A 21,023-nucleotide genomic window follows, 5' to 3' on the forward strand; every position below is an offset into this window, starting at 1 on the left:
GCGCCGGCGCTTCGGCAAGGTAACATTCGCGATCGGGCTCCTCGGCGAAATCAACGCAAGAGGACGCAACGCAATCGCAATCGCAATGGAGGCACAGTGATCAGGTTTCTGCACACCGCGGACTGGCAGATCGGCACGCAATTCGGTCAGTTCGAACCGGACGAGGCCGCGCATCTCGCCCAGGCGCGCTTCGACACGGTGCGCCGCATCGCCGAAGAAGCGGCCGCGCGCAACGTCGACGCGGTGCTCGTCGCGGGCGACGTGTTCGATCTGCAGACGGTGTCGGACACCGTGATCCGACGTTTGTTCGCCGCGCTGCAAGCGTTTTCCGGAGCGTGGATCATGCTGCCGGGCAATCACGACGCGGCGCTCGTCGAAAGCGTGTGGACCCGCGCGCAGCGGCTCGATTGCGTGCCGCCGAACGTGCGCCTCGTGCTCGAAGCCGGCGTCGTGCTGCTCGACGCGTGCCGTTGCGCGCTGCTGTGCGCGCCGCTCACGCAGCGCATCACCTACGACGACACCACCGCGTTGTTCGATTCCACCGCTACTCCGCCCGGCTATCACCGCGTGGGGCTTGCGCATGGCAGCGTCGGCGGCATTCTGCAAGACGGCATCGATTCGTCGAATCCGATCGCGCCGACGCGCGCCGCCAGTGCGCGGCTCGACTATCTGGCGCTCGGCGACTGGCACGGCCATCTGCGCGTCGACGAACGCACGTGGTACGCGGGCACGCACGAGCAGGACCGTTTCCGCGCGAACGAGCCGGGCTTCGTGCTCGACGTTACCGTCAGCGATCCCGGCGCGGTGCCGCAGGTCGACGCGGTGCGGGTCGGGCAATACCAGTGGCATCGCTGGGACGAGACGATTTCGGTGCCGACCGATGTCGATGCATTGAAAACCCGCCTCGCCGAACTCGGCGCGAATGACGTGCTGCGCATCGAGGTCGGCGGCACCGCGGCGCTCGCCGATGCGGAGGCGCTGCATGTCGCGGTCGAACAGGCGCGCGCGCGTGTGCGCGCGTTGCGTGCCGATCTGGGCAGTCTGCACGTGCTGCCGACCGCCGACGATCTCGCCGAACTCGGCGCGCAAAGCGGCTATCTCGCGAAGGTGGTGGCGCGGCTGCGCGGCCTGCAGGAAGACGCGCAGGCCGATCCGCAAGAGGCGCGGCGCGCGGCCGAGGCGTTGCTGCTGCTGGCGCGTTTTCAGCGCGACCAGCGGCAACGCGATTCGCAGGCCGCACCACCCGCGCAGACGCGCGAGCGGCAGCAACCTGAAGCGCCGCGTGAAGGAGCCCCCGCATGAAGCTGCAACGTATCGCGATTCAGGAATTCAGGCAGTTCGGCGGGCAGATCGTGATCGACGATCTGCAGCCCGGTCTCAATCTGTTCATCGGCCCGAACGAGGCCGGCAAAAGCACGATTGCCGAGGCGGTGCGCACGGTGTTCCTCGAACGCTACAAGGCGTCGCATCTGAAAGACCTGTTGCCGTGGGGGCTCGCGAGCGGGCAGCCGTCGGTCGAGGTCAGCTTCGAGCTCGATGGTGTGGCGTGCCGTCTGTCGAAGCAGTTCGTGTCGCGTCAGCGTTGCGAGCTGAGGATCGGCCAGGCCGTGTATAGCGAGGACGAAGCCGAAGACAAGCTCGCCGCGCTGCTCGGCTTCTCGCGCGCGGCGCGCGGTCCGATGAAAGCCGAAAATGCCGGCGTGCCGGGTCTGTTGTGGGTGCAGCAAGGCGGCACGCAGGAGGTGCGCGATTCGACCGGGCACGCGGCACAGTATCTGCGCGACGCGCTCACGCAACTGTCGGGCGGCCGCGAAGCGGGCGGCGAGGACGCGCTGATCGCGGCCGTGCAGCGCGAGCTGCGGCAACTGCTGACCGCGCGCACGCAGAAGTCGACCGGGCCGCTCGCCGAGGCGGAGCAGAAGCTCGCCTCGCTGATCGCGAGCCGCGACGAGCTGCAACAGCAGCGCCAGCAGTTCGACGACAACATCGCGCGCCTCGCCGCCCAACAGCAGGCATTCGACGACGCCGAGCGCAGGCGTCCGTGGGAGCTTCACGAGCAGAAGGCCGCGCTCGCGCAGCAACGTGCCGCGGCGGTCGAACAACTCGAACGCGGTCTCGAAGGGCTCGCGCAGTCGCTGAAGATCGGCGAGGCCGAACTCGCGTTGTCGGTGCAGCAGGAGCAGGGCGCGCTCGAACTGGAGGCGGCCATCGCGCGCGAACGCGAGCAGCTCGACGCGGCGCGCGTCGAGGTCGCGGCCGCGCAAACCGCGCATATACAGGCGCAAAGCCGTGTGGCGCAATTCGAGCAGGCATCGGCCGAGGCGAACCGCGCGCTCGAACTCGCGAACGCGGCCGTGACCGCCGCCGATCTGCGCAGCCAGGTCGATTTCTATCGGGCGGAGGGCCAGCGGCTCGAAGCGTCGATCGGCGAGGCGGACAAGGCGAACGCGGCGGTGTTGCAGGCCGCGCGCGAGGCGGCGGCGCTCGAACTCGACGACGCGCAGTTCAAGCGCCTCGTCGCGCTCGACGGCGAATTGACCGTGTTGCGCGCGCGGACCGAAGCGGCGATGACGCGCATCGAGTACAGCTTGAATGGCGAGTTGAGCGTCGGCGATCAGACGATCAGCGGCACGGGAGTGCTGCATGTCGACGATGAAAAGCGCATCGGCCTCGGCAAGCTCGGCGAATTGCGCGTGATTCCGGGCGTGTCCGATCTGTCGGCGCGGTTGTCGGAGCTGGCGTCGCTCGAGGCGAAGCACGCGCAGTTGCTGCGCTCGCTCGGCGTCGCGTCGGTGGGCGATGCGCAGGCGCGTCACGAGCAATGGAAAACGCTGGTCGCGCAACAGAAGAGCCAGGCGAGGATTCTCGAGGTCCATGCGCCGCAAGGCATCGATGCGTTGCGTGCGGCGCTGGCATCGACGGCGGCGCGCTTGCAGGCGTCGAGCGAGCGCCTTGCCAGTCTGCCCGACGTGTCCGCGGCGCCACCGCTCGACGACGCGCGCCGCAACGCCGACATCGCGCGCGACGCGTTGGAGATCGCGCGCAAGGTGCTCGCGCAGGCGGCGGGCGCGCAATCCAGCGGCGTTGCGAAGGCCGATTCGCTCACGGCGCAGTTGCAGCGCAAAGAAGCGCAGCTGCACGACGAGGCGTTTCGGCGCAACCGCGCGCAATGGCAGGCGCATATCGTCGAGCAACGCATCAAGGTCGATGCGCTGAAGAACCAGCGCGGCGAGCGCGAGCGCGAACTCGATGCGGCGCGTCTGGACGACCCCGTGGCGGAGGCGAAGCGCTATCGCGCATCGGCGGACCTCGCGCGCAACGAGCAGCACGAGCGTCAACTGCGGATCGCGGAGCTGCGTAGCCAGCTCGAAACGATGGGCGCATCGGGCCTCGGCGAACGGCTTGCCGCGCTCGAAGCCCAGGTTGAGCAGGCCACGCGTCGCAACGACGAACTGCGCCTGCGCGCGAGCGCGCTGAGTCTGCTCGACGAAGTGCTGGTCGACGAACGCGACGCCGCGCTCGCCCAACTGCGTGCGCCGTTGACCGAGCGGGTCGGTCACTACCTGAAGCGGCTTTTTCCGCAGTCGAGCCTCGCGCTCGGCGACGATCTGATTCCGGCGATGCTCGATCGCGACGGCCGCGCGGAACTGCTCGATGCGCTCAGCTTCGGCACGCGCGAACAACTCGGCATCCTGACGCGGCTCGCGTATGCGGATCTCTTGCAGGCCTCAGGCCGGCCGACTCTGCTGATGCTCGACGATGCCGCGGTACACACCGATGCCGCGCGCCGCGACGCGCTCAAACGCGCGTTGATCGACGCGGCGACGCGGCATCAGATTCTGGTGTTCACGTGCCATCCGGAGTTGTGGGACGACCTGGGCGTCAGGCAGCGGGCGGTGCAGGATCTGAAGGTGGCGTGAGCGGGGCGGGCCGGTACCACCCGGTACGGTCCGCTTACTCGTACCACCGCGGCGTGTACACCCACTGCGCGCCGTGACGACCGCAAGCGAATCTTCTCGTCAGCGACGACCCGACGATCACCATCGTGCGCATATCCACATCGGCCGAGCGAAGCTCGCCGAGCGTCAGCGTGCGCAGCGTGCCGCCGGGCCGGCCGATATCGCGACCCAGCACCACCTGGGTCGATGGCACGCGATACTCCCGCACGATGTCGAGTGCCTTGTCGAGTTGCCACGGACGCGCGCGCGAAATCGGGTTGTAGAACGCCATCACGAGATCGGCTTGCGCCGCATGGCGCAGGCGGGTTTCGATGATCGTCCACGGCTTCAGGTTGTCCGACAGCGACAGCATGCAGAAGTCGTGGCCGAGCGGCGCGCCGGCCTGCGCGGCGGTCGCGAGCGCGGCCGACACGCCCGGCACGATCGATAGTTCGACGGCCGCCCATGCGTCGTTCCGCGAAGCTTCGAGCGCTTCGAGCACGGCGGCGGCCATCGCGAACACGCCGGGGTCGCCCGACGACACCATCACGACCGAGCGGCCTTCGCTCGCGAGCTCGAACGCGTGCCGCGCGCGCTGCATTTCCTCGCGATTGTCGGTGCCGTGCACGCGCTGACCGGCGCGCAGCGGGCCGGCCATTTTCACGTAGGTGTCGTAGCCGAGGATGTCGGTCGCTTCGTTCAACGCGGTGCGCGCGGCCGGGACCATCAGCTCGGCCCGGCCGGGGCCGAGGCCGATCACGGTCAGACGGCCTCGGGCACGGCCGAGCGTCGCGGGGTCGATAGCGAGCGGGGAGAGGGCGAGCGCAACGTCGGGGTGTGCGTCGTCGTGCAGCGTTTCGTGGGGGACGCGTAGTGCGGTATGCAGCAACCTTGCGGCACTCGATTCGCCCGGTTCGGCGCTGGCATCGGCGAAGCGCAGCGGCACCTCGAGAAGCCTTGCCGCTTGCGCGAGCGCCGGGTCGGCCATGCTCGTCGATGGCGCGAGCAAGGCCGCAAGCGAAAGCATCGCGAGACCCTGCGCGTTCAGTGCCGCGCGCACGCGTGCGACGATCGCGTCGGCGGCATCGGCATCGTCGCTGGCGACAGCCGCCACCACACTGCGCGGATGAATCACGAGCTCGTCTTCACGCCCATCCCACGCGCGCGGCGTCACGCGAATCGCGAGACGCGCCGACGCCGAGCGCGGCAGTTGCGCGTCGTCGAGCCACGGCGCGTCGCCTTCGATGCGCGTGCTTTCGCCCGCGAGCAGATCCGACACGAAGCGCTTGCCGAGGCCCAGGTCGGCGAGCGCATAGCCATCGGGCGGATTGAGCACGCAGGTGCCGAAGCGCAGCTCGCCGCTCGTCGTGATCGCGGGCTGCACGGCCAACGCCGCGGCGATGTCGCGCGCCATCACGTTGACGCCCGCGAGGCCGCCGAGCAGCGGCACGACCGCGCTGCCGTCCTCGGCGACCGCGAGGACCGGCGGCTCGGCGCCTTTGTTCGACAGCAGCGGCGCGAGGCAGCGAATCACGATGCCGGCCGCGCACAGCGCGACGATCGGCGTGCCGCGCGCATACAGCTCGCGCAGATGCGCGCCGAGTTCGCTGTACGAGACGTCGGCGTCGACGCGCCCTTGCAGCGCATGGACCTGGCAGTCCGTGGCAACGCCGGCCGCGGCATGCGCGCCACGCTCGACATACGACGCCTGAATCCGCCGCGCGGTCGCAAGCGCGCCCGTACCGAGAATCACGATGGCGGGCGCGTTCATCCTTGCCATTTTTGCCCCGGCACGACCAGCAGTGAGAAATACGGCGACGCCATCGGATCGACTTCCGCGAGCGGCACGATGCGCTGATTTCGCATCGTCGCGCGTTCGACGTACAGCGCGCGCTGCGCGAGTCCGAGTTCGTCGAGCACGCGCCGTACCTTGTCGAAATTGCGGCCGAGTTTCATGATGACCGCCGCGTCGGCGTCGGCCAGACGGCGGCGCAATTCATCTTCGGGCAGCACGCCCGACAGCACCGACAAGCTCTGGTTGCGATAGACGAGCGGCACGCCGAGCACCGCCGCGCCGCCGAGCATCGAGCACACGCCGGGCACTACCTCACTGTCGTAGCGCGCCGCGAGCCGGTCGTGCAGATACATGTACGAGCCATAGAAGAACGGATCGCCTTCGCAGATCACCGCGACGTCGCGGCCCGCGTCGAGATGGCCCGCGACGATTTCGGCGGCGGTGTCATAGAAGTCCGCGATGATCGCTTCGTACGACAGCGGCGGTTCGAGTGCTTCGGTGGTGACCGGATAGACGAGCGGCAGATGCTGCTGCGCGTCGTGCAGATGCGCCTCGATGATGCCGAACGCGTTGCCCTTCTTGCCCTTCGCGACGAAATACGCGACCACCGGCGCCGCTTTGAGCAGCCGCAGTGCCTTCAACGTCAGCAATTCCGGGTCACCGGGACCGACGCCGATGCCGTACAGCCGTCCGCGACTCGTTAGCTGGCTCGCCATTTATTCGACCTCCGTCGCAAGCGCGTTGACCGCGGCGGCGGCCATCGCGCTGCCGCCGCGCCGTCCGTGCACGACCACATAGGGGACGCCGCGGCTGTTTTGCGCGAGTGCCGCTTTCGATTCCGCCGCGCCGACGAAGCCGACCGGAAAGCCGAGAATCAGCGCCGGCTTCTGCGCGCCGGCATCGAGCATGTCGAGCAGATGAAACAGCGCGGTCGGTGCATTGCCGATCACGACGACGCTGCCCGCCAGATGCGGGCGCCACAATTCGAGCGCGGCGGCCGAGCGCGTGTTGCCGATTTCGCGCGCGAGCGCGGGCACGTCCGGGTGCGTGAGCGTGCAGATCACTTCGTTGTTCGCGGCCAGCCGCGCGCGCGTGATGCCTTGCGCGACCATGCCCGCATCGCACAGGATCGGCGCGCCTTGCGCGAGCGCGAGGCGGCCCGCGCTGCCGGCGCCGTCGGAGAACGCGAGGTCGTCGATCACGTCGACCATGCCGCACGCGTGGATCACGCGCACCGCGAGCTTTTCGAGGTCGGCGGGGATGCGCGCGAGGTCGGCCTCCGCGCGGATCGTCGCGAACGATTGGCGATAGATCTCCTGAGCGTCGCGAATGTAATCAAGCATGTGGAGTACTCCGGGCGAGGCGCGCGAGCAGCGCGGCGGCCTCGTCGATCGTCAGTTGGGGCGCGACGCATTGGCCGAAGCCGGGGCGGCCGTCGCGTCGATAAAGGTCGTAGAGGCCGGGCGCGGCGGCGAGCAGCGTGTAAGGCGCGCGATGGGCGGCCGCGCAGGAGCGCGGACAGCCCGTCAGATGCACGTCGACGCCGGCGGGTAAGCGCTCGGCGAGTTGTAGCGCGTCGGTCTTGGTGTCGGCGAGGCCCTTCGCGCAGCCGGCCGAACCGGTGCAGGCGATCACGTGCGTGATGGCCTGCGCGGGATCGCACGCGAGACCGAGTGCGATCAGCTTCGCGAGCACGGCGGGCACCGCCGCCGTCGCGATGTCGGGCAGCAGCACGCTTTGCCATGGCGTCGCGTGCAACCTGCCGTTGCCGTGTTTTTGCGCGAGCGCAGCCAGGGCGCGCAGCGTGGCCGCATCGATCCGGCCGAGCGGTGGTTGGCCGCCGACATGCGACGTGCCGTCGCCGCGCTGCGCGTGCGCGCCGAGCCGCAGCGATGGGTCGGCGGCGATGTGTCGTTGCCAGTGGCTCAGCGATGCGTCGCGCGCGAGCGGGAAATCGACGTAGCGCTGCGCGTGCCGCAGCAGCGCGTCGGCGCAATGCGTGGCGAGCAGGTCGCGCATGCGGGTCGCGTCGGCTGCGGCGAGGTCGAGGAACGTGTGCAGCAAGGCGCGCAGGAGCGCGGGCACGCGCGACGCCGGCACCGCCGCGAGCGCGCCCGTGCCGTTGGAATCGCGATGGTCGCGCCGGTTCGAGTTCTCGCCTGCCGGAGCCGGGCACCCCGCGAGGCCGAACACGAAGCGCACGCCTTCTTCGTCAGCCGACGCCGCGAGCCACACGTCATGCGGATGATCGACCCGCGCAAGCTGTTCGCCGCCGTCGAGCAGCAGCGCGAATTTCGGCGACAACGCTACCAAGCGCGCATCGCCTTGCAGCAGCGTCAGCAGTTCTCCGCACAGCGGCGTCGTGTCGATCAGCGCGTGCGGATCGCGGCCGGCGGCGGGGCTGATCATCACGTTGCGGACGTCGTCGGCGGAACTGAGCGCGCCGGCCGGTCCAAGCCCCGCGCCGATCAGCGCCGCGCTCAGCGCCGCTTCGTGTCCGTTACGCACGCCGCGCAGTTGCAGATTCGCGCGATTGGTCAGCTCGGCGACGCCGTTCGCGTGCCGCGTGCTGGCATCGGCGATCGCGCGTGCCTGCGCCGCGCTCAGCACGCCGCCGGGCAGTTTGATGCGGCAGATGCCGCCGTCGCGCGCGGGGACGATGCGCAGCAACCCCGGACATGCCGACGACCGCGGTGTCGTGACCGCGTGGGACGAAACGGTGGGAGGCGAAGCTCGATTCAAAGGGGCACCGGGTTTAGCGTCGCGCGACGGCATGGCTGCGGCCTCGCTGCATGCTGCCCGACGAGGGCCGGCGTGAACTGTGCGGCCGAAAGGCGCTTCGGGCCGACCGTGGGCAATGAAAGCGGCCATTATATCTTTACGCTGTGGCCGCAGCGCCTGTTTGCCGGCCATCGCGCGATGCCGGTGATCCCGGCAGCATGGCGCTCCGCCGCGAAGCCGCGGGCCGCATGGCGGCGGTATCATGCGGACTTTCGCAACCCGCGCTCCGAGCCTGTGCAAAGCCGCATGCGTGAGCCGGTGCAATCGCTAAAGAATCGACGCAACTGATGAGGATGGATGCATGCCGGCATGGCTGACCGTAGTGGGCATTGGCGACGACGGCTTCGCCGGTTTGGGGCGGCCCGCGCGGCGTGCGTTGCTGGGCGCGTCGGTCGTGTACGGCGGCGAGCGCCATCTGGCGATGCTGCCCGCGCGGCTCGCCGCGCGCCGTGCCGCGTGGCCGCGTCCGTTCGATCTCGCGCCGTTGCTCGCCGAGCGTCCGCACCCGGTGTGCGTGCTCGCGAGCGGCGACCCGATGCTGTTCGGCGTCGGCGCGACGCTCGCGCGGCAGTTGCCGGCCGGCGAGTTGCGCGTGCTGCCGGCGCCGTCGTCGTTGTCGCTCGCGGCCGCGCGGCTCGGCTGGCCGTTGCAGGATGTCGCGACCGTCTCGCTGGTCGGCCGACCGCTTGCCGCGCTGAATGCGCATCTGCGTGACGGCGCGCGCCTGTTCGTGCTGAGCGCGGACGGGCGCACGCCCGCGGCACTGGCGGCCTCGCTCGATGCGCGCGGTTTCGGCGCGACTGCCATGACCGTGCTCGAACATCTGGGCGGTGCACGCGAACGGCGTGTCGATGGCCGCGCGGATCAATGGCCGGCCGGCGAGATGGCCGCGCTCAATCTGATCGCGCTCGCGTGCCGCGCGTCGGCGCATGCGCCGCGTCTGCCGCTGACCTGCGGCTTGCCCGACGACGCCTTTATCCACGACGGCCAGTTGACCAAGCGCGACGTGCGCGTCATCACGCTCGCGCGCCTCGCGCCCGCGCCCGGCGAGTTGCTGTGGGACGTCGGCGCGGGCAGCGGTTCGATCGGAATCGAATGGATGCGCGCGCATCCCACGTGTCGCGCGATCGCGATCGAAGCGAACGAAGCGCGGCAGCGCTTCATCGAACAGAATCGCGATGCTTTGGGCGTGCCCGGGCTGCAACTCGTGGCCGGCCGCGCGCCTGACGCGTTGCGGGGACTGCCGGCGCCGCACGCGGTGTTTATTGGCGGTGGGGTGACGGAGCCTGACGTGCTCGACACCTGTTGGACACAACTGCGCGACGGCGGCCGGCTCGTCGCGAACGCGGTGACGCTGCAAGGCGAGGCGGTGCTCGCCGCGTGGCGCGAGCGGCATGGCGGTACGCTGACGCGCATCGGGCTCGCTCACGCGCAACCGCTCGGCGGCTTCGATACGTGGCGCCAGGCGTTGCCGATCACCCTGCTCGACGCGACCAAACCCGCCAAACCATCGGCCGATTCGTGATGCGCGACGAGACTCCCGAACAGCCGGCGCCGCTGCGTAGCGGCTATACGACTGGCAGTTGCGCGACCGCGACGTCGCTCGCGGCCGCTCGTCTACTGCTGGCGGGCGAGGTTAGCGAGGTCGCGGAGATCGTGTTGCCGAAGGGCCAGCATGTGCCGATGCGGCTCACGTTCTGCCGCCTTGCCGCGACGGACGGCGAGCGGATCGCCGAAGCCGGCACGATCAAGGACGCCGGCGACGATCCCGACGTGACCCACGGCGCGCTCGTGTTCGCGCGCGTACGCCTCGTGCCCGAGCCCGGTGTGATCTTTCGCGCGGGGCCGGGCGTCGGCACGGTCACGCGCGCGGGGCTTACATTGCCGGTCGGCGAACCGGCGATCAATCCGGTCCCGCGCCAGATGATCACGCAGCACCTCGTCGAACTCGCCGCGCGCCACGCGTATCGCGGCGGCTTCGAAGTGACGGTCGGCGTCGAAGGCGGCGAAGCGCTCGCGCTGAGAACGATGAACCCGCGACTCGGGATTGTCGGTGGGCTGTCGATCCTCGGCACCACCGGCATCGTGCGGCCGTTTTCGTGCTCGGCGTACATCGCGTCGATTCATCAGGGCATCGACGTCGCGCGCGCGAACGGCTATACGCATGTGGCCGCCTGCACCGGCAACGCGAGCGAGGACGCGATGCGCGCGCACTACGGCCTGCCCGATATCGCGCTGATCGAAATGGGCGATTTTGTCGGCGCGGTGCTCAAGCATGTGAAGCGCGCGCCGGTCGAGCGACTGAGCATTTGCGGCGGCTTCGGCAAGCTCAGCAAGCTCGCGGCCGGCCATCTCGATCTGCATAGCCGCAACTCCAGCATCGATCTCGAACAACTCGCCGGCTGGGCTGCCGCGCATGGCGCCGACGCCGCGCTGCAAGCGGCGATGCGCGCGGCCAACACGAGCCAGCAGGCGCTCGCGCTTGCTCACGCGCGGCAGGTGCCGCTCGGCGATATCGTCTGTCAGCACGCGTTGGCCGTTGCTCGCGATATCGTGCCGCCGCAGGTCAGCGTCGAAATCTTCGCGATCGACCGGCAGGGCAACATCGTCGGAGTCGCGCGATGACGCGCATCCTGCTGCTCGGCGGCACCGGCGACGCGCTGAAGATCGCGCGCCAACTCGGTCCCGCGCATGTGTACAGCCTCGCGGGACTCGGCAAGGTCCCCGACGACTTGAAGTGTGCGGTGCGCGTCGGCGGTTTTGGCGGTAGCGCGGGTCTGGCGCGTTACCTCGCGAGCGAAGCGATCGGCCTCGTGATCGACGCGACGCATCCGTACGCGGCGCGGATCAGCGCGAATGCCGTCGACGCGTGCCGCGTGGCGAAGGTGCCGTGCTGGGCGCTGCGGCGTCCAGCGTGGCAGCCGCAAGCCGGCGACGACTGGCGCATGGTCGATGACTGGAACGAACTGATCGACACGCTCGCGCCGTTCAGGCGGCCGCTTTTCACGCTCGGGCGCGAACCGCTCGCGCATCTCGACGAGATTGCGCCGCATCAATTCTGGACCGTGCGCGTGCTCGATTCGCATCCGGACACCGCGCGCTCGCGCATCCTCGCGGCGCGCGGACCGTTCACGCTCGACGGCGAACGCGCGCTGTTCGCGCTGCAGGTGTTCGACGTCGTCGTCAGCAAGAACAGCGGCGGCGGCGCGACCGAGGCGAAGCTCGAGGTCGCGCGCGAGCGCGGCTTGCCGGTGATCATGCTGCGACGGCCGGTGTTGCCCGAGGTCGATCGCGAGTTCGCCAGCGTTGCCGATCTTCTCGATGCGTTGCCCGCGCAGGCGAATGCGGATTCGGGTAAGTGAGCAAATAATTGGAGTACTGAATGACAGTGTTTTTTATCGGCGCGGGTCCGGGCGACCCGGAACTGATCACGGTCAAAGGGCAGCGTCTCGTGCGCAGTTGTCCGGTGATCCTGTATGCGGGGTCGCTGGTGCCGGCCGCGGTGCTCGAAGGTCATGGCGCGCAACAGGTGATCAACACCGCGGAGCTCGATCTCGACCGGATCGTCGCGCTGCTCGCGGCGGCGCACGCGAAGGGCCAGCATGTCGCGCGCGTGCATTCGGGCGATCCCTCGCTGTACGGTGCGATCGGCGAGCAGATCCGCCATTTGCGCGAGCTGGCCATTCCTTACGAAATCGTGCCCGGCGTGACCGCGACGGCCGCATGCGCGGCGGCGCTCGGCTGCGAGTTGACGCTGCCCGGCGTGTCGCAGACGCTGATCCTCACGCGCTACGCGAGCAAAACGTCGATGCCCGAAGGCGAGCAGTTGGGCGATCTCGCGCGGCATCGCGCGACGCTGGCGATTCACCTCGGCGTGCGGCATCTCGCGCGCATCGTCGATGAGTTGCGGCCGCATTACGGCGGCGCGTGTCCGATCGCGGTGATCTATCGCGCGAGCTGGCCCGACGAGGAAAAGATCACCGGCACGCTCGACGATATCGTCGCGAAGGTGCAGGGCAGCGCGATCGAGCGCACCGCGCTGATTCTGGTCGGCCAGGTGCTGGCTGCCGAAGGGTTCGCCGATTCGACGCTGTATGCGAAGGGCAGTTGACGGCGCCGTGAAAGCCGTTCTGGCGTCAGGAAGCCGCTTGGGTTGTCGATCATAATGTGACGCAGCGCGCGAGCCTGGCCGCCCGTCTGCTCGCAAAACGCGAAGCGCGAAAACGCGAAAATCCGCAAGTTCTGCACCGCCTCGCGGCGCGCAGACCGCTATCGTGGCGCCATGATGAAGCCCAGCACCGAACGTGATTACCGTCGACGGATCGCTCGCGTGGTCGAGGCCATTCTGGTCGAGCCCGGCGCGCGACACACGCTCGACAGCCTCGCGGCCATCGCGCATATGTCGCCGTATCACTTCCATCGGATTTATCGCGCGTTGATGGGCGAGAGCGTCGGCGACACCGTCAAGCGTCTGCGGCTCGCCGAGGCGGCCCAGCGGTTGACCGACGCCGCGCAGGTCACCGCGGTCGCGCACGACGCCGGCTACGACAGTCCCCAAGCGTTCGCGCGCGCGTTTCGCGATTTCACCGGTGTGTCGCCGAGCGAATTCAGGACCCGGCAGCGGCATCTGGTGGCGAATCCGGCGGTTTCGACAACTTCGGCGCGGACGCTCCGAACGGCGCAAGCGCGCATCGCGCTGCGAGGCGATGGCGATGGCGACGGCGCCCGCATTCACGATGGCGTCGACGGTAACCGTGACGAAAGCACCGAAAGCCAAAGCCCGCCCGCGCTGCCGTCCGTCGAAGTCACCGAGCTCGCGCCGCTCGACGTGCTATGCCTTCGCCATGACGGCCCGATCGCAACGATCGGCCAGACCTTCCACACGCTGATGACGACGCTGCGCTGCGACGAGAACCCGCTGTTGCAACAGCGGGTCGGCATTTGCGCGCGCGATCCGTCGATGGCTGGCGGGTTTTGCTATCACGCGGCAATTGTCGCGGGCTCGCAGGCGGCGTTGAGCAGTGCGATGGAGCGGCTCGACGAAGCCGCGCAACGCCCGCGTGTTGCCGGGCCGCCGCCGGGCATCGAGCCGCTGCGGCTCGAAGGCGGGCTGTATGCGGTGCACCGCCTCGTCGGCCCTTATGCGCTGATCTCGCCCACTTTCAGGGCGCTGTACAGCGGCTGGCTGCCGCGCAGCGGCTACCGGCGCGATCAGCGGCCGGGGCTCGAACTGTATCGAAGCACGCCCGATCGCGGCGCGCAACATCCCTGCGTCACAGATCTGCTGATCCCCATTTGCGAGAACTAACCATGATGCGTCGAGGTTGTGCCGCGCTGTCGAGCGCGGTGGTGGTGTCGTTGACCGCGGCGTTGTCAGGGGTGCTGTCTGGCGCGATGTGGGCTTCGTTGCCGGCGAACGCCATCGCGCAAACCGCCTCCGCCGGCTGGCATGTCGGCGAAACGAGCCGCGTATTTCACCCCGCCGTGGCCCGCAACTGGCGCGGCGCGCAAACGCAGGCGCTGATCACGCGCATCTGGTACCCGGCCGGTGCGGCGCAACCCGAGACACCTCACGATATCGGCGCGCCGGGCCATCCGATGTTCGTCGGCCACGCGGCCGCCGACGATGTCCCGCTGTCCGCCGCGCAGCCCAAATACCCGTTGCTGCTGCTATCGCACGGCACCGGCGGCAGCGCGGACAGTCTCGACTGGCTCGCGGCCTCGCTGGCCGCGCAGGGCTATATCGTCGCGGGCGTCAATCATCCGGGTAACAACGCGCTGGAGCCGCGCACGCGCGACGGCTTCATCCTCTGGTGGGAGCGCGCGACCGATTTGAGCGAAGTGCTCGACGGGGTGCTCGCGGACCCGCGTTTCGGTCCGCGCGTCGACACGACGCGGATCGGCGCGCTGGGCTTTTCGCTCGGCGGCTATACGGTGCTCGAAGTCGCGGGCGCACGGACCGATCGCGCGGCGCTGGAGCGCTTCTGCACGTCGCCCGAAGCCGATGCGATCTGCTCGCCGCCCGAAGCCGCCAATCTCGCGCACGCGCCGGGCACGCCGGCGCTAACGGTCGAGGGGCTATCGGCGGAAACGAACGCATCGCGCGCGCGCTCGGGCGACTCGTATCGCGATCCGCGCGTCAAAGCCGCGTTCGCGATCGCGCCCGCGCTCGGCGAGGCATTCAACAGTTCGTCGTTCAAGGAAGTGACGATTCCGGTCGCGCTGCTGGCGGGCGAGGCGGACACGACCGCGCCAGTCAACACCAACATTCACCGCATCGCGGGCTTCATGCCGCAAGCGACGGTGACGATGGTGCCGGGCGCCTCGCACTATACGTTCATGGATGTGTGCGAGCCCGAGGCGATGGAGCGTCTGGCGCCGATCTGCAAGGACGGGCCGGGTGTGGATCGCGCCGCGATTCATGCGCGAACCGCGGCACAGGTGCGTGATTTCTTCGCGGCGACGCTGCCGGCGGGCGGCTCATAGCGCTCGCGAACGCACGTGGTTCGCGACGCCGCGCGACTCAGTCCTCGAGCGGCGACAAGGCCTTGAGTGGTGCCGGCTTGTCGTCGCCGAATCGGATCGTTGGCACCAGCGCGAGCAGCGCGACCACGAATAGCGCGATCACGAACATCGACACGAAGGTCAGATGCAGCGACTGGTGCAGCACGAGCCGGACCAGATCGCTGTCGCCGAGATCGGCGGCGCGGTTCTGCAACAGCGCCTTCAACTGATCCGACGTGACCGTCGCGACGCCCTGCGAATGACTGAGCCCGAAGTTCAGCACCGCGCCGAACAGCGTCGCGCCGAGCGTGCTGCCGAGATTGCGCGAAAACAGGTTCGACGCGGTCGCGCTGCCGCGTTCGTCCATCCTGACGATCTCCTGGATCAGCACGAGCGAACTGACGCTCGACGTCCCCATGCCAAAGCCCATGATCAGCGACGCGAACCCGGCGACGAGCGGCGACGCGCCCGGCGACAGCAACAGCAGCAGCACCGCGCCGAGCGGCACGAACGCGCTGCCGCAGATCAGGATGCGCCGCAAACCGAGCCGGTGAAACGACTTCGCCGCGAACGTCGCGCCGGTGGGCCAGCCGACCATCATCATCGTCAGCGCGAGGCCGGCCACCACGGGCGAACGATGCAGCACGCCCTGCACGTACATCGGCAGGAACGTGGTCGCGCCCATCAGGATCATGCCGGCCAGCACCGTCGCGCTGTTGCATGCGGCGATCGGGCGGCGGCTCCATAGCGCGAACGAGATCATCGGTTCGGCCGCGCGACGCTCCTGCCGCACGAACAGCAGCACGCACAGCACGAAGACGCCGGCTGCGAATGAGGCTCGCGCCAACGCGTCGTCGCCGGCGTAGGTCAGCGCCATCATCAGCGCTGCGATCGCGGCCATGAACAGCGCGGCGCCGGCGAAGTCGATGGACGGCCGCGCGTGCCGTTCCGATTCGCGCAGGAACGCGATGAAGCCCGCGGCCGACGCAAGCCCGATCGGCACGTTCATCCAGAAGATCCACGCCCACGACAGGTTGTGAATGATGAAGCCGCCGACCATCGGACCCACGACCGCCGAAATCGCCCACACGCTCGCGAGATAACCCTGCACCTTGCCGCGTTCGCGCGCTGGGTACAGATCGGCGACGACGGTCAGCGTGACCGGCTGGATTGCGCCCGCGCCGATCCCCTGGATCAGGCGGAACACGATCATCGCCGGCATCGACCACGCGAAGCCGGCGAGCACCGAGCCGACGAGGAAGATCGCGATGCCCGCGAGGATCACGGGCTTGCGCCCATAGAGGTCGGCGAGCTTGCCGAACACCACGGTCATCGCGGTCTGCGTGAGCAGGAACGACGAGAACACCCAACTGTATAAATGCAGGTCGCCGAGTTGCGAGACGATCTGCGGCATCGCGGTCGACACGATGGTCGCTTCGATCGCGACCATCGCCATCGAGGCCATCACGGCGGCGATCACGAGCGGGCGTGAAGATTGAGTATTGCGGGACATGAAGGGCGTAGTATCGATATGTTGAATGCGTCGACGGCCCGGAGGAGGCCTTGCTGCGACGCATCGGCGCGGCCGCGCGTGGCGGCCGGTCAGGAGTATGCACCTTGCGGAGAATGCGCGCTCGCGCCCGGGCAGCCGGCGAGCCGGCCGGATTGGGCACGACCGTTGCGTATTCGGATTTCCCTTTGACACACGGAGGACAATCATGAGGATCGAATTCACCGGACGCCGGGAAGTGGTGGCTGCTGCGCGCGTCGCCTACGAGGCCAATGTGGACGGGAAGGACGTATGGTGCAGCGTGTCGCTCGACGCGCTCAATGACCATTTCGGCAATGGCAGCCTCGGCAACGGCGCCCCATCTGCTCACGATCTGGTGGGAGCGTTCGAGGCGAACCGCGCCCGCATTGAAAATGCTACGCGGCGGGTGCTCGAACGCAACGGGGGACGGTCCGTGGAGCTCGAGACGCGCGACTTCGATTGAGCGACCCGCTTGCTTGTATCGGGTCAAGCGATTCGTGCCGCGGTGGAAAGGACTCTTCCATCGCGGCGACTATATCCGCGACGTCGGCGCGGCTACAGTATCGACGCACACACCGCTTAACGCGTGTGAGCGAGAGAGTTGGACCCGGCTGCCGGCAGCCGGGTCTTTTTTTATGGCGCGTGCAAGCATGCCATTATTTCGCTGGCAGTTCGCCGCAGGAGCGTGCGACGATTAGCACGGTGATTCGCGCGACGATTGAAAGGCTGCGGTATAGTCGCGGCAACTTTAAATCCGTCTCTTCGATTCTCTGGAGAATATCGTGCAGGAAATCATCGAAGGTCTGATCCGCTTTCAACGCGAGGTCTTTCCACAGCAAAGCGCACTCTTCAAGCGTTTGTCGACCGCGCAGAATCCCAGCACGCTCTTCGTGACCTGTTCGGACAGCCGCGTGGTGCCGGAACTGCTGACGCAGACCGAACCGGGGTCGCTGTTCGTGATCCGCAACGCGGGCAACATCGTGCCGTCGTACGGTCCGGAGCCGGGCGGCGTGTCGGCGACCGTCGAATATGCGATTGCCGTGCTCGGCGTGACCGACATCGTGATCTGCGGCCATTCGAACTGCGGCGCGATGACGGCGATCTCGAGCTGCACGAATCTGGAGCACATGCCGGCGGTCGCGAGTTGGCTGCGTCACGCGGATGCGGCGAAGGCGATCAACGCGTCGCGCCACTACTGCTCGGATGCGGAGCGTCTCGAGGCGCTGGTCAAGGACAACGTGATCGCGCAGCTCAGCAACATCCGCACGCATCCGTCGGTGGCGGTCGGACTCGTGAACAAGACGCTGCGGCTGCACGGCTGGATCTTCAATATCGAAAGCGGTGAAATGCTTGCGCTCGATGGCAAGACCGGTAACTTCTTGCCGCTTGCGGATAATCGGGAAATTTGTGCGAGTTGAAGTGGCATTAAAACGGGTTTTTATTTTGCGGGATTAACACTCGGCTTGCTAAAAGCCGGCGCGGCGGCGCGGTTTCAACCCCACCGCGCCGCCCGCCACAACCATCCCTATCAGCTCGACGACACCAGCGAATCCGACGGCACGATCTTCAACACACCAGGGCTCTTCGCAGCCGGGTTCGACCACAGCAGATGCATGCTGCAGGTCGGATCGTTGTAGTACGCGACCTGCAGCACCGGCAGCTTGAGCGCGGGCATAATCCTGTTTTCCATTACCCACGCTCACCGAATCGTCCATGCCGCCCGTCGCCGCCGTCCGCCCGAGCGCCGTACCGTTGCGCAGCGTCGCGCTGATCCTCGTGTCGATGTTCTGCTTCGCGCTCGTCGACGCCCTCGCGAAATCGCTTGCGCTCGCCTATCCGGCCAACGAGGTCACGTTCTTCCGCATGCTGTTCGGTCTGTTCCCGGCCCTCGCGATGTGCCTGCGCGGCAAGCCGCTCGCCACGCGCTTGCGGCAACTGGACGTGCGCGGGCAGACCCTGCGCGCGCTGACGCTGCTCGGCGCATCGGGGCTGTTCTTTGCGGGGCTGCCGTATATGCCGCTCAGCGAGGCGGTCGCGATCGTCTATTCGGAGACCTTGCTCGTGATCGTGCTGGCGCCGCTGCTGTTGCACGAAACGCTCAAGCCGCGCGACGCGCTGGCCGCGGCGGTCGGTTTCGCCGGCATGCTGCTAGTGGTGCGCCCTGACGGCTCGCATGCGAGCTGGCTCGGGCCTGCGCTGCTGATCGCGAGTGCGTTGTGCGGCGCGCTGTCGATCATCCAGATCAAGCGCATCAAAGCCAGCGACGATTCGGGCACGACCGTGCTGTACTTCACGCTGGTCGGCACGGCCGTCATGGGCGCGTCGCTGGTCTTCGCATGGCGCACACCGTCGTTCGATGCGCTCGCGATCATGGCGCTGCTCGGCGCGCTTGCGACGGCGGGCCAGTTGCTGATGACGATGGCGTTCCGCGATGCCGATGCCGGCGCGCTCGCGCCGTACAACTACACGAGCATCGTGTGGGCCGCGCTGTTCGGCTACCTGGTGTGGGGCGAGACGATCGGCGCAATATCGATGCTCGGTATCGCGTTGATCGTCGGCAGTTCGATCGCCGTCGCGATGCGCCGCAAGCCCGAGGAAGGGCCGCTCGTCTGAGCTGCGCTTGCGTCGCTGAAAACAGGGTCGAAGGCGGCGCCGGAAGAACCGCTTGGGACTCCGATCAAGGCGCGCGTTTGAACGGAAGAATACCCGTCGGTTTCGGACACATCCCCGACCAGATCCGCCGATTCGTCTGTTGTTGGGTCTAAAAAGGAAAACACTGTCATTCGGATCGCCCACACTTTGACTAATGGGTCGGTCGATCGGTTGGAATGGGGAGCGTGCCTTGTATAGCGAACCGAGAATGATCGTGTTGATGGGCCTCGTCTTCGGCGCGGTGACGATTGGGGCCTATGTGTCGCAGCTGGACAACGACTGGTCGTCCGGTCGGGACGTGAGTCTCGTCGCCGACGGCGAACGGGGTGTCAGCGCGACGGCGGCGGCGGGGCAGAGCGAAGGCCGGCCCGGCGCGGCGACGGTCGCGCCGGCAACGCGCCGCCATGCGCTGCGCGACGACGTGGCCGCCTTGCGGGCTCAGCCGGCCGCGTCGATTGGAGCGCAGGCGGGCGATGCTCTGGCCATCGCGGCGCTACAGTTCGCGCGGGAGTCGAACAAGGCGCAGCAACAGCCGCACCCGCAGCCGCAGCAGACGAGTTTGCCGCCGCAGCCTGCGGTGACTTCGAACTGGACCCAGGCGCCACCCACGGCAAAGACCGGGCACGCACACCATAGCCGCGTTGCGTCGGGTACCACGACGAAACCGCACTCAGCGCAAAGTGTTGCGACGACATCGGGTAGTCATGCGCGGGGCGGCAGCCACCGGAAAAGTTCTACTGCTGAGCGGTCTGGGAAGAAAGCGGCCAGCGTCGTGCCAGAGGCGCGGCCGTTGCCGCAATATGCAACTCAAGGCGTCGAGTCGCCATGGTCGATGCCGCGCGCGGGGCTGACCAGCCAGTCCGCAACTCAGGCGGTCGCCAGCAACGGCCCCAAAACCCGCGCCGAAGTAGAGGCCGAACTCGTGCGCGCGCGTGAGAACGGCACGATGCCCGCGTTCGGCAGACCCGAGCCATCGGGACCTGGGGCGCACTGAAGCGGGCCTCGCGCCGCGTCCTCGGCAACCGTTAGATCAACGACGCGGCGAGCCGCGCGAAGGTGGCTTCGTCGGTGCGATCGAACGCAAGCGGCGTGACCGATACGCGCCCCGCCGCGACGGTTGCCGTTTCGCTGTCGGCATCGTTCTCGCGCGGGCCACGATCGAAGCGCAGCCAGTGATACGCGATGCCGCGCGGGTCGACTTCCGGCAGCACCTCGATGTCCCTGACGAGCCCGACGCCCTGGCGCGTCGGCGTCAGCGGACCTGCGTCGGCGGCATCGACGTCGGGGAAGTTGATGTTCAGGCAGGTCGGCGCCGCATGCTCGATCGCGAGCAATTGACGGATCACGCCGGGTGCGAGCGTGCGCGCGGTGTCCCAGCGCACGCGCTCGCGATCGCTGAACGCCTGGCTCAGCGCGAACGACGGCAGCCCGAGCAGCAGACCGGTCATCGCCGCGCCGACCGTGCCCGAGAACATCGTTTCGATGCCGAGGTTGCCGCCGCGATTGACGCCGGACAGCACCAGCGACGGCGGCGCCTCGCGCATCAGATGACGCACGCCCATCACGACGCAATCGCCGGGCGTGCCGGTCACGCCGAAACGGCGTTCGCCCTGGCGGCTCACGCGCAGCGGCGAATGCAGGCTGATGGAATGCGACGTACCGCTCTGGTCGTGCTCGGGCGCGACCACCCAGACTTCGTGCGCGAGCTCGGCGGCCACGGCTTCGAGCACGGCGAGGCCGGGCGCGTCGATACCGTCGTCGTTCGTCAGCAGCACTCGCGGCAGCTTGGATTCGTAAGCGGACATCGCGTCAATCTCCTGTG

Annotated in this window: 19 protein-coding genes; 12 read left to right on the top strand and 7 right to left on the bottom strand. The window is 68.2% G+C overall.

Translation table 11 applies throughout. The features are described from left to right. Positions 1-96: 96 nt before the first annotated feature. On the top strand, positions 97-1,302 hold the full coding sequence (locus OKW35_RS27915; protein WP_429553710.1) for a metallophosphoesterase family protein: 1,206 nt from the start codon (positions 97-99) through the stop codon (positions 1,300-1,302). Then, positions 1,299-3,920: an AAA family ATPase gene (locus OKW35_RS27920; RefSeq protein ID WP_429553711.1), complete on the top strand. Its 2,622-nt coding sequence runs from the start codon at positions 1,299-1,301 to the stop codon at positions 3,918-3,920. Before OKW35_RS27915 ends, OKW35_RS27920 begins: the two co-directional genes overlap by 4 nt. Before the next feature lie 34 nt (positions 3,921-3,954). Here OKW35_RS27920 and cobJ read toward each other — a convergent pair whose 3' ends face one another. From cobJ to cobG, 4 genes are read right to left on the bottom strand one after another with little or no spacing between them, the layout of a single operon-like run. Beyond that, complete coding sequence (cobJ, locus tag OKW35_RS27925; protein ID WP_429553868.1) at positions 3,955-5,709, bottom strand: precorrin-3B C(17)-methyltransferase; 1,755 nt, start codon at positions 5,707-5,709, stop codon at positions 3,955-3,957. Further along, positions 5,706-6,449, bottom strand: coding sequence for a precorrin-2 C(20)-methyltransferase (locus OKW35_RS27930; RefSeq protein ID WP_429553712.1), 744 nt, complete (start codon positions 6,447-6,449; stop codon positions 5,706-5,708). The genes cobJ and OKW35_RS27930 overlap by 4 nt, the downstream gene beginning before the upstream one ends. Further along, complete coding sequence (locus tag OKW35_RS27935) at positions 6,450-7,076, bottom strand: precorrin-8X methylmutase (protein WP_429553713.1); 627 nt, start codon at positions 7,074-7,076, stop codon at positions 6,450-6,452. Then, entirely contained in the window at positions 7,069-8,508 is a 1,440-nt protein-coding gene (gene cobG / locus OKW35_RS27940; RefSeq protein WP_429553714.1) for a precorrin-3B synthase, read from the bottom strand. The genes OKW35_RS27935 and cobG overlap by 8 nt, the downstream gene beginning before the upstream one ends. A gap of 307 nt (positions 8,509-8,815) precedes the next feature. Here cobG and cbiE point away from each other — a divergent pair, with 307 nt between their 5' ends. From cbiE to OKW35_RS27970, 6 genes are all read left to right on the top strand, one after another. Beyond that, entirely contained in the window at positions 8,816-10,039 is a 1,224-nt protein-coding gene (gene cbiE / locus OKW35_RS27945) for a precorrin-6y C5,15-methyltransferase (decarboxylating) subunit CbiE (RefSeq protein WP_429553715.1), read from the top strand. Further along, positions 10,039-11,139: a cobalt-precorrin-5B (C(1))-methyltransferase gene (locus OKW35_RS27950; RefSeq protein ID WP_429353695.1), complete on the top strand. Its 1,101-nt coding sequence runs from the start codon at positions 10,039-10,041 to the stop codon at positions 11,137-11,139. Before cbiE ends, OKW35_RS27950 begins: the two co-directional genes overlap by 1 nt. After that, on the top strand, positions 11,136-11,876 hold the full coding sequence (locus OKW35_RS27955) for a cobalt-precorrin-6A reductase (RefSeq protein WP_429553716.1): 741 nt from the start codon (positions 11,136-11,138) through the stop codon (positions 11,874-11,876). The genes OKW35_RS27950 and OKW35_RS27955 overlap by 4 nt, the downstream gene beginning before the upstream one ends. A 20-nt stretch (positions 11,877-11,896) precedes the next feature. After that, positions 11,897-12,625 carry a precorrin-4 C(11)-methyltransferase gene (gene cobM, locus OKW35_RS27960; protein WP_429553717.1) on the top strand — a complete coding sequence of 243 codons (729 nt, stop codon included), beginning with the start codon at positions 11,897-11,899 and terminating at the stop codon, positions 12,623-12,625. 171 nt (positions 12,626-12,796) lie between these two features. Then, on the top strand, positions 12,797-13,822 hold the full coding sequence (locus tag OKW35_RS27965; protein WP_429553718.1) for an AraC family transcriptional regulator: 1,026 nt from the start codon (positions 12,797-12,799) through the stop codon (positions 13,820-13,822). 2 nt (positions 13,823-13,824) lie between these two features. After that, a complete protein-coding gene (locus tag OKW35_RS27970; protein ID WP_429553719.1) occupies positions 13,825-15,000 on the top strand; it encodes an alpha/beta hydrolase family protein in 1,176 nt (391 codons plus the stop codon). A gap of 37 nt (positions 15,001-15,037) precedes the next feature. On the opposite strand, the gene OKW35_RS27975 is transcribed toward OKW35_RS27970, so the two are convergent. Continuing rightward, positions 15,038-16,738 (bottom strand): MDR family MFS transporter, encoded by a 1,701-nt coding sequence (locus OKW35_RS27975; RefSeq protein WP_429553720.1) that lies wholly within the window; start codon positions 16,736-16,738, stop codon positions 15,038-15,040. Between OKW35_RS27975 and OKW35_RS27980 the strand changes: the two genes are divergently transcribed. Both OKW35_RS27980 and OKW35_RS27985 read left to right on the top strand, forming a co-directional pair. Then, positions 16,737-17,012 (top strand): DUF1488 domain-containing protein, encoded by a 276-nt coding sequence (locus OKW35_RS27980; protein WP_008923225.1) that lies wholly within the window; start codon positions 16,737-16,739, stop codon positions 17,010-17,012. The two genes, OKW35_RS27975 and OKW35_RS27980, sit on opposite strands and share 2 nt — an antisense overlap. A 319-nt stretch (positions 17,013-17,331) precedes the next feature. Beyond that, positions 17,332-17,967 carry a carbonic anhydrase gene (locus OKW35_RS27985; protein WP_090809864.1) on the top strand — a complete coding sequence of 212 codons (636 nt, stop codon included), beginning with the start codon at positions 17,332-17,334 and terminating at the stop codon, positions 17,965-17,967. 110 nt (positions 17,968-18,077) lie between these two features. Here OKW35_RS27985 and OKW35_RS27990 read toward each other — a convergent pair whose 3' ends face one another. Then, positions 18,078-18,239 carry a hypothetical protein gene (locus OKW35_RS27990; protein ID WP_429553721.1) on the bottom strand — a complete coding sequence of 54 codons (162 nt, stop codon included), beginning with the start codon at positions 18,237-18,239 and terminating at the stop codon, positions 18,078-18,080. Positions 18,240-18,262: 23 nt separating this feature from the next. On the opposite strand from OKW35_RS27990, the gene OKW35_RS27995 reads away from it, so the two are divergent. Further along, the gene (locus OKW35_RS27995; RefSeq protein WP_429553722.1) at positions 18,263-19,162 is read left to right on the top strand and encodes a DMT family transporter; all 900 of its coding nucleotides are present in this window, start codon (positions 18,263-18,265) and stop codon (positions 19,160-19,162) included. A 247-nt stretch (positions 19,163-19,409) separates the two neighbouring features. Next, positions 19,410-20,195 (top strand): DUF4148 domain-containing protein, encoded by a 786-nt coding sequence (locus tag OKW35_RS28000; RefSeq protein ID WP_429553723.1) that lies wholly within the window; start codon positions 19,410-19,412, stop codon positions 20,193-20,195. A gap of 31 nt (positions 20,196-20,226) precedes the next feature. On the opposite strand, the gene surE is transcribed toward OKW35_RS28000, so the two are convergent. Continuing rightward, positions 20,227-21,006, bottom strand: coding sequence for a 5'/3'-nucleotidase SurE (surE, locus tag OKW35_RS28005; RefSeq protein ID WP_090809866.1), 780 nt, complete (start codon positions 21,004-21,006; stop codon positions 20,227-20,229). Between the last annotated feature and the right edge of the window lie 17 nt (positions 21,007-21,023).

It is taken from the genome of Paraburkholderia sp. MM5477-R1 (assembly GCF_050436385.1).
Lineage (GTDB): Bacteria > Pseudomonadota > Gammaproteobacteria > Burkholderiales > Burkholderiaceae > Paraburkholderia > Paraburkholderia tuberum.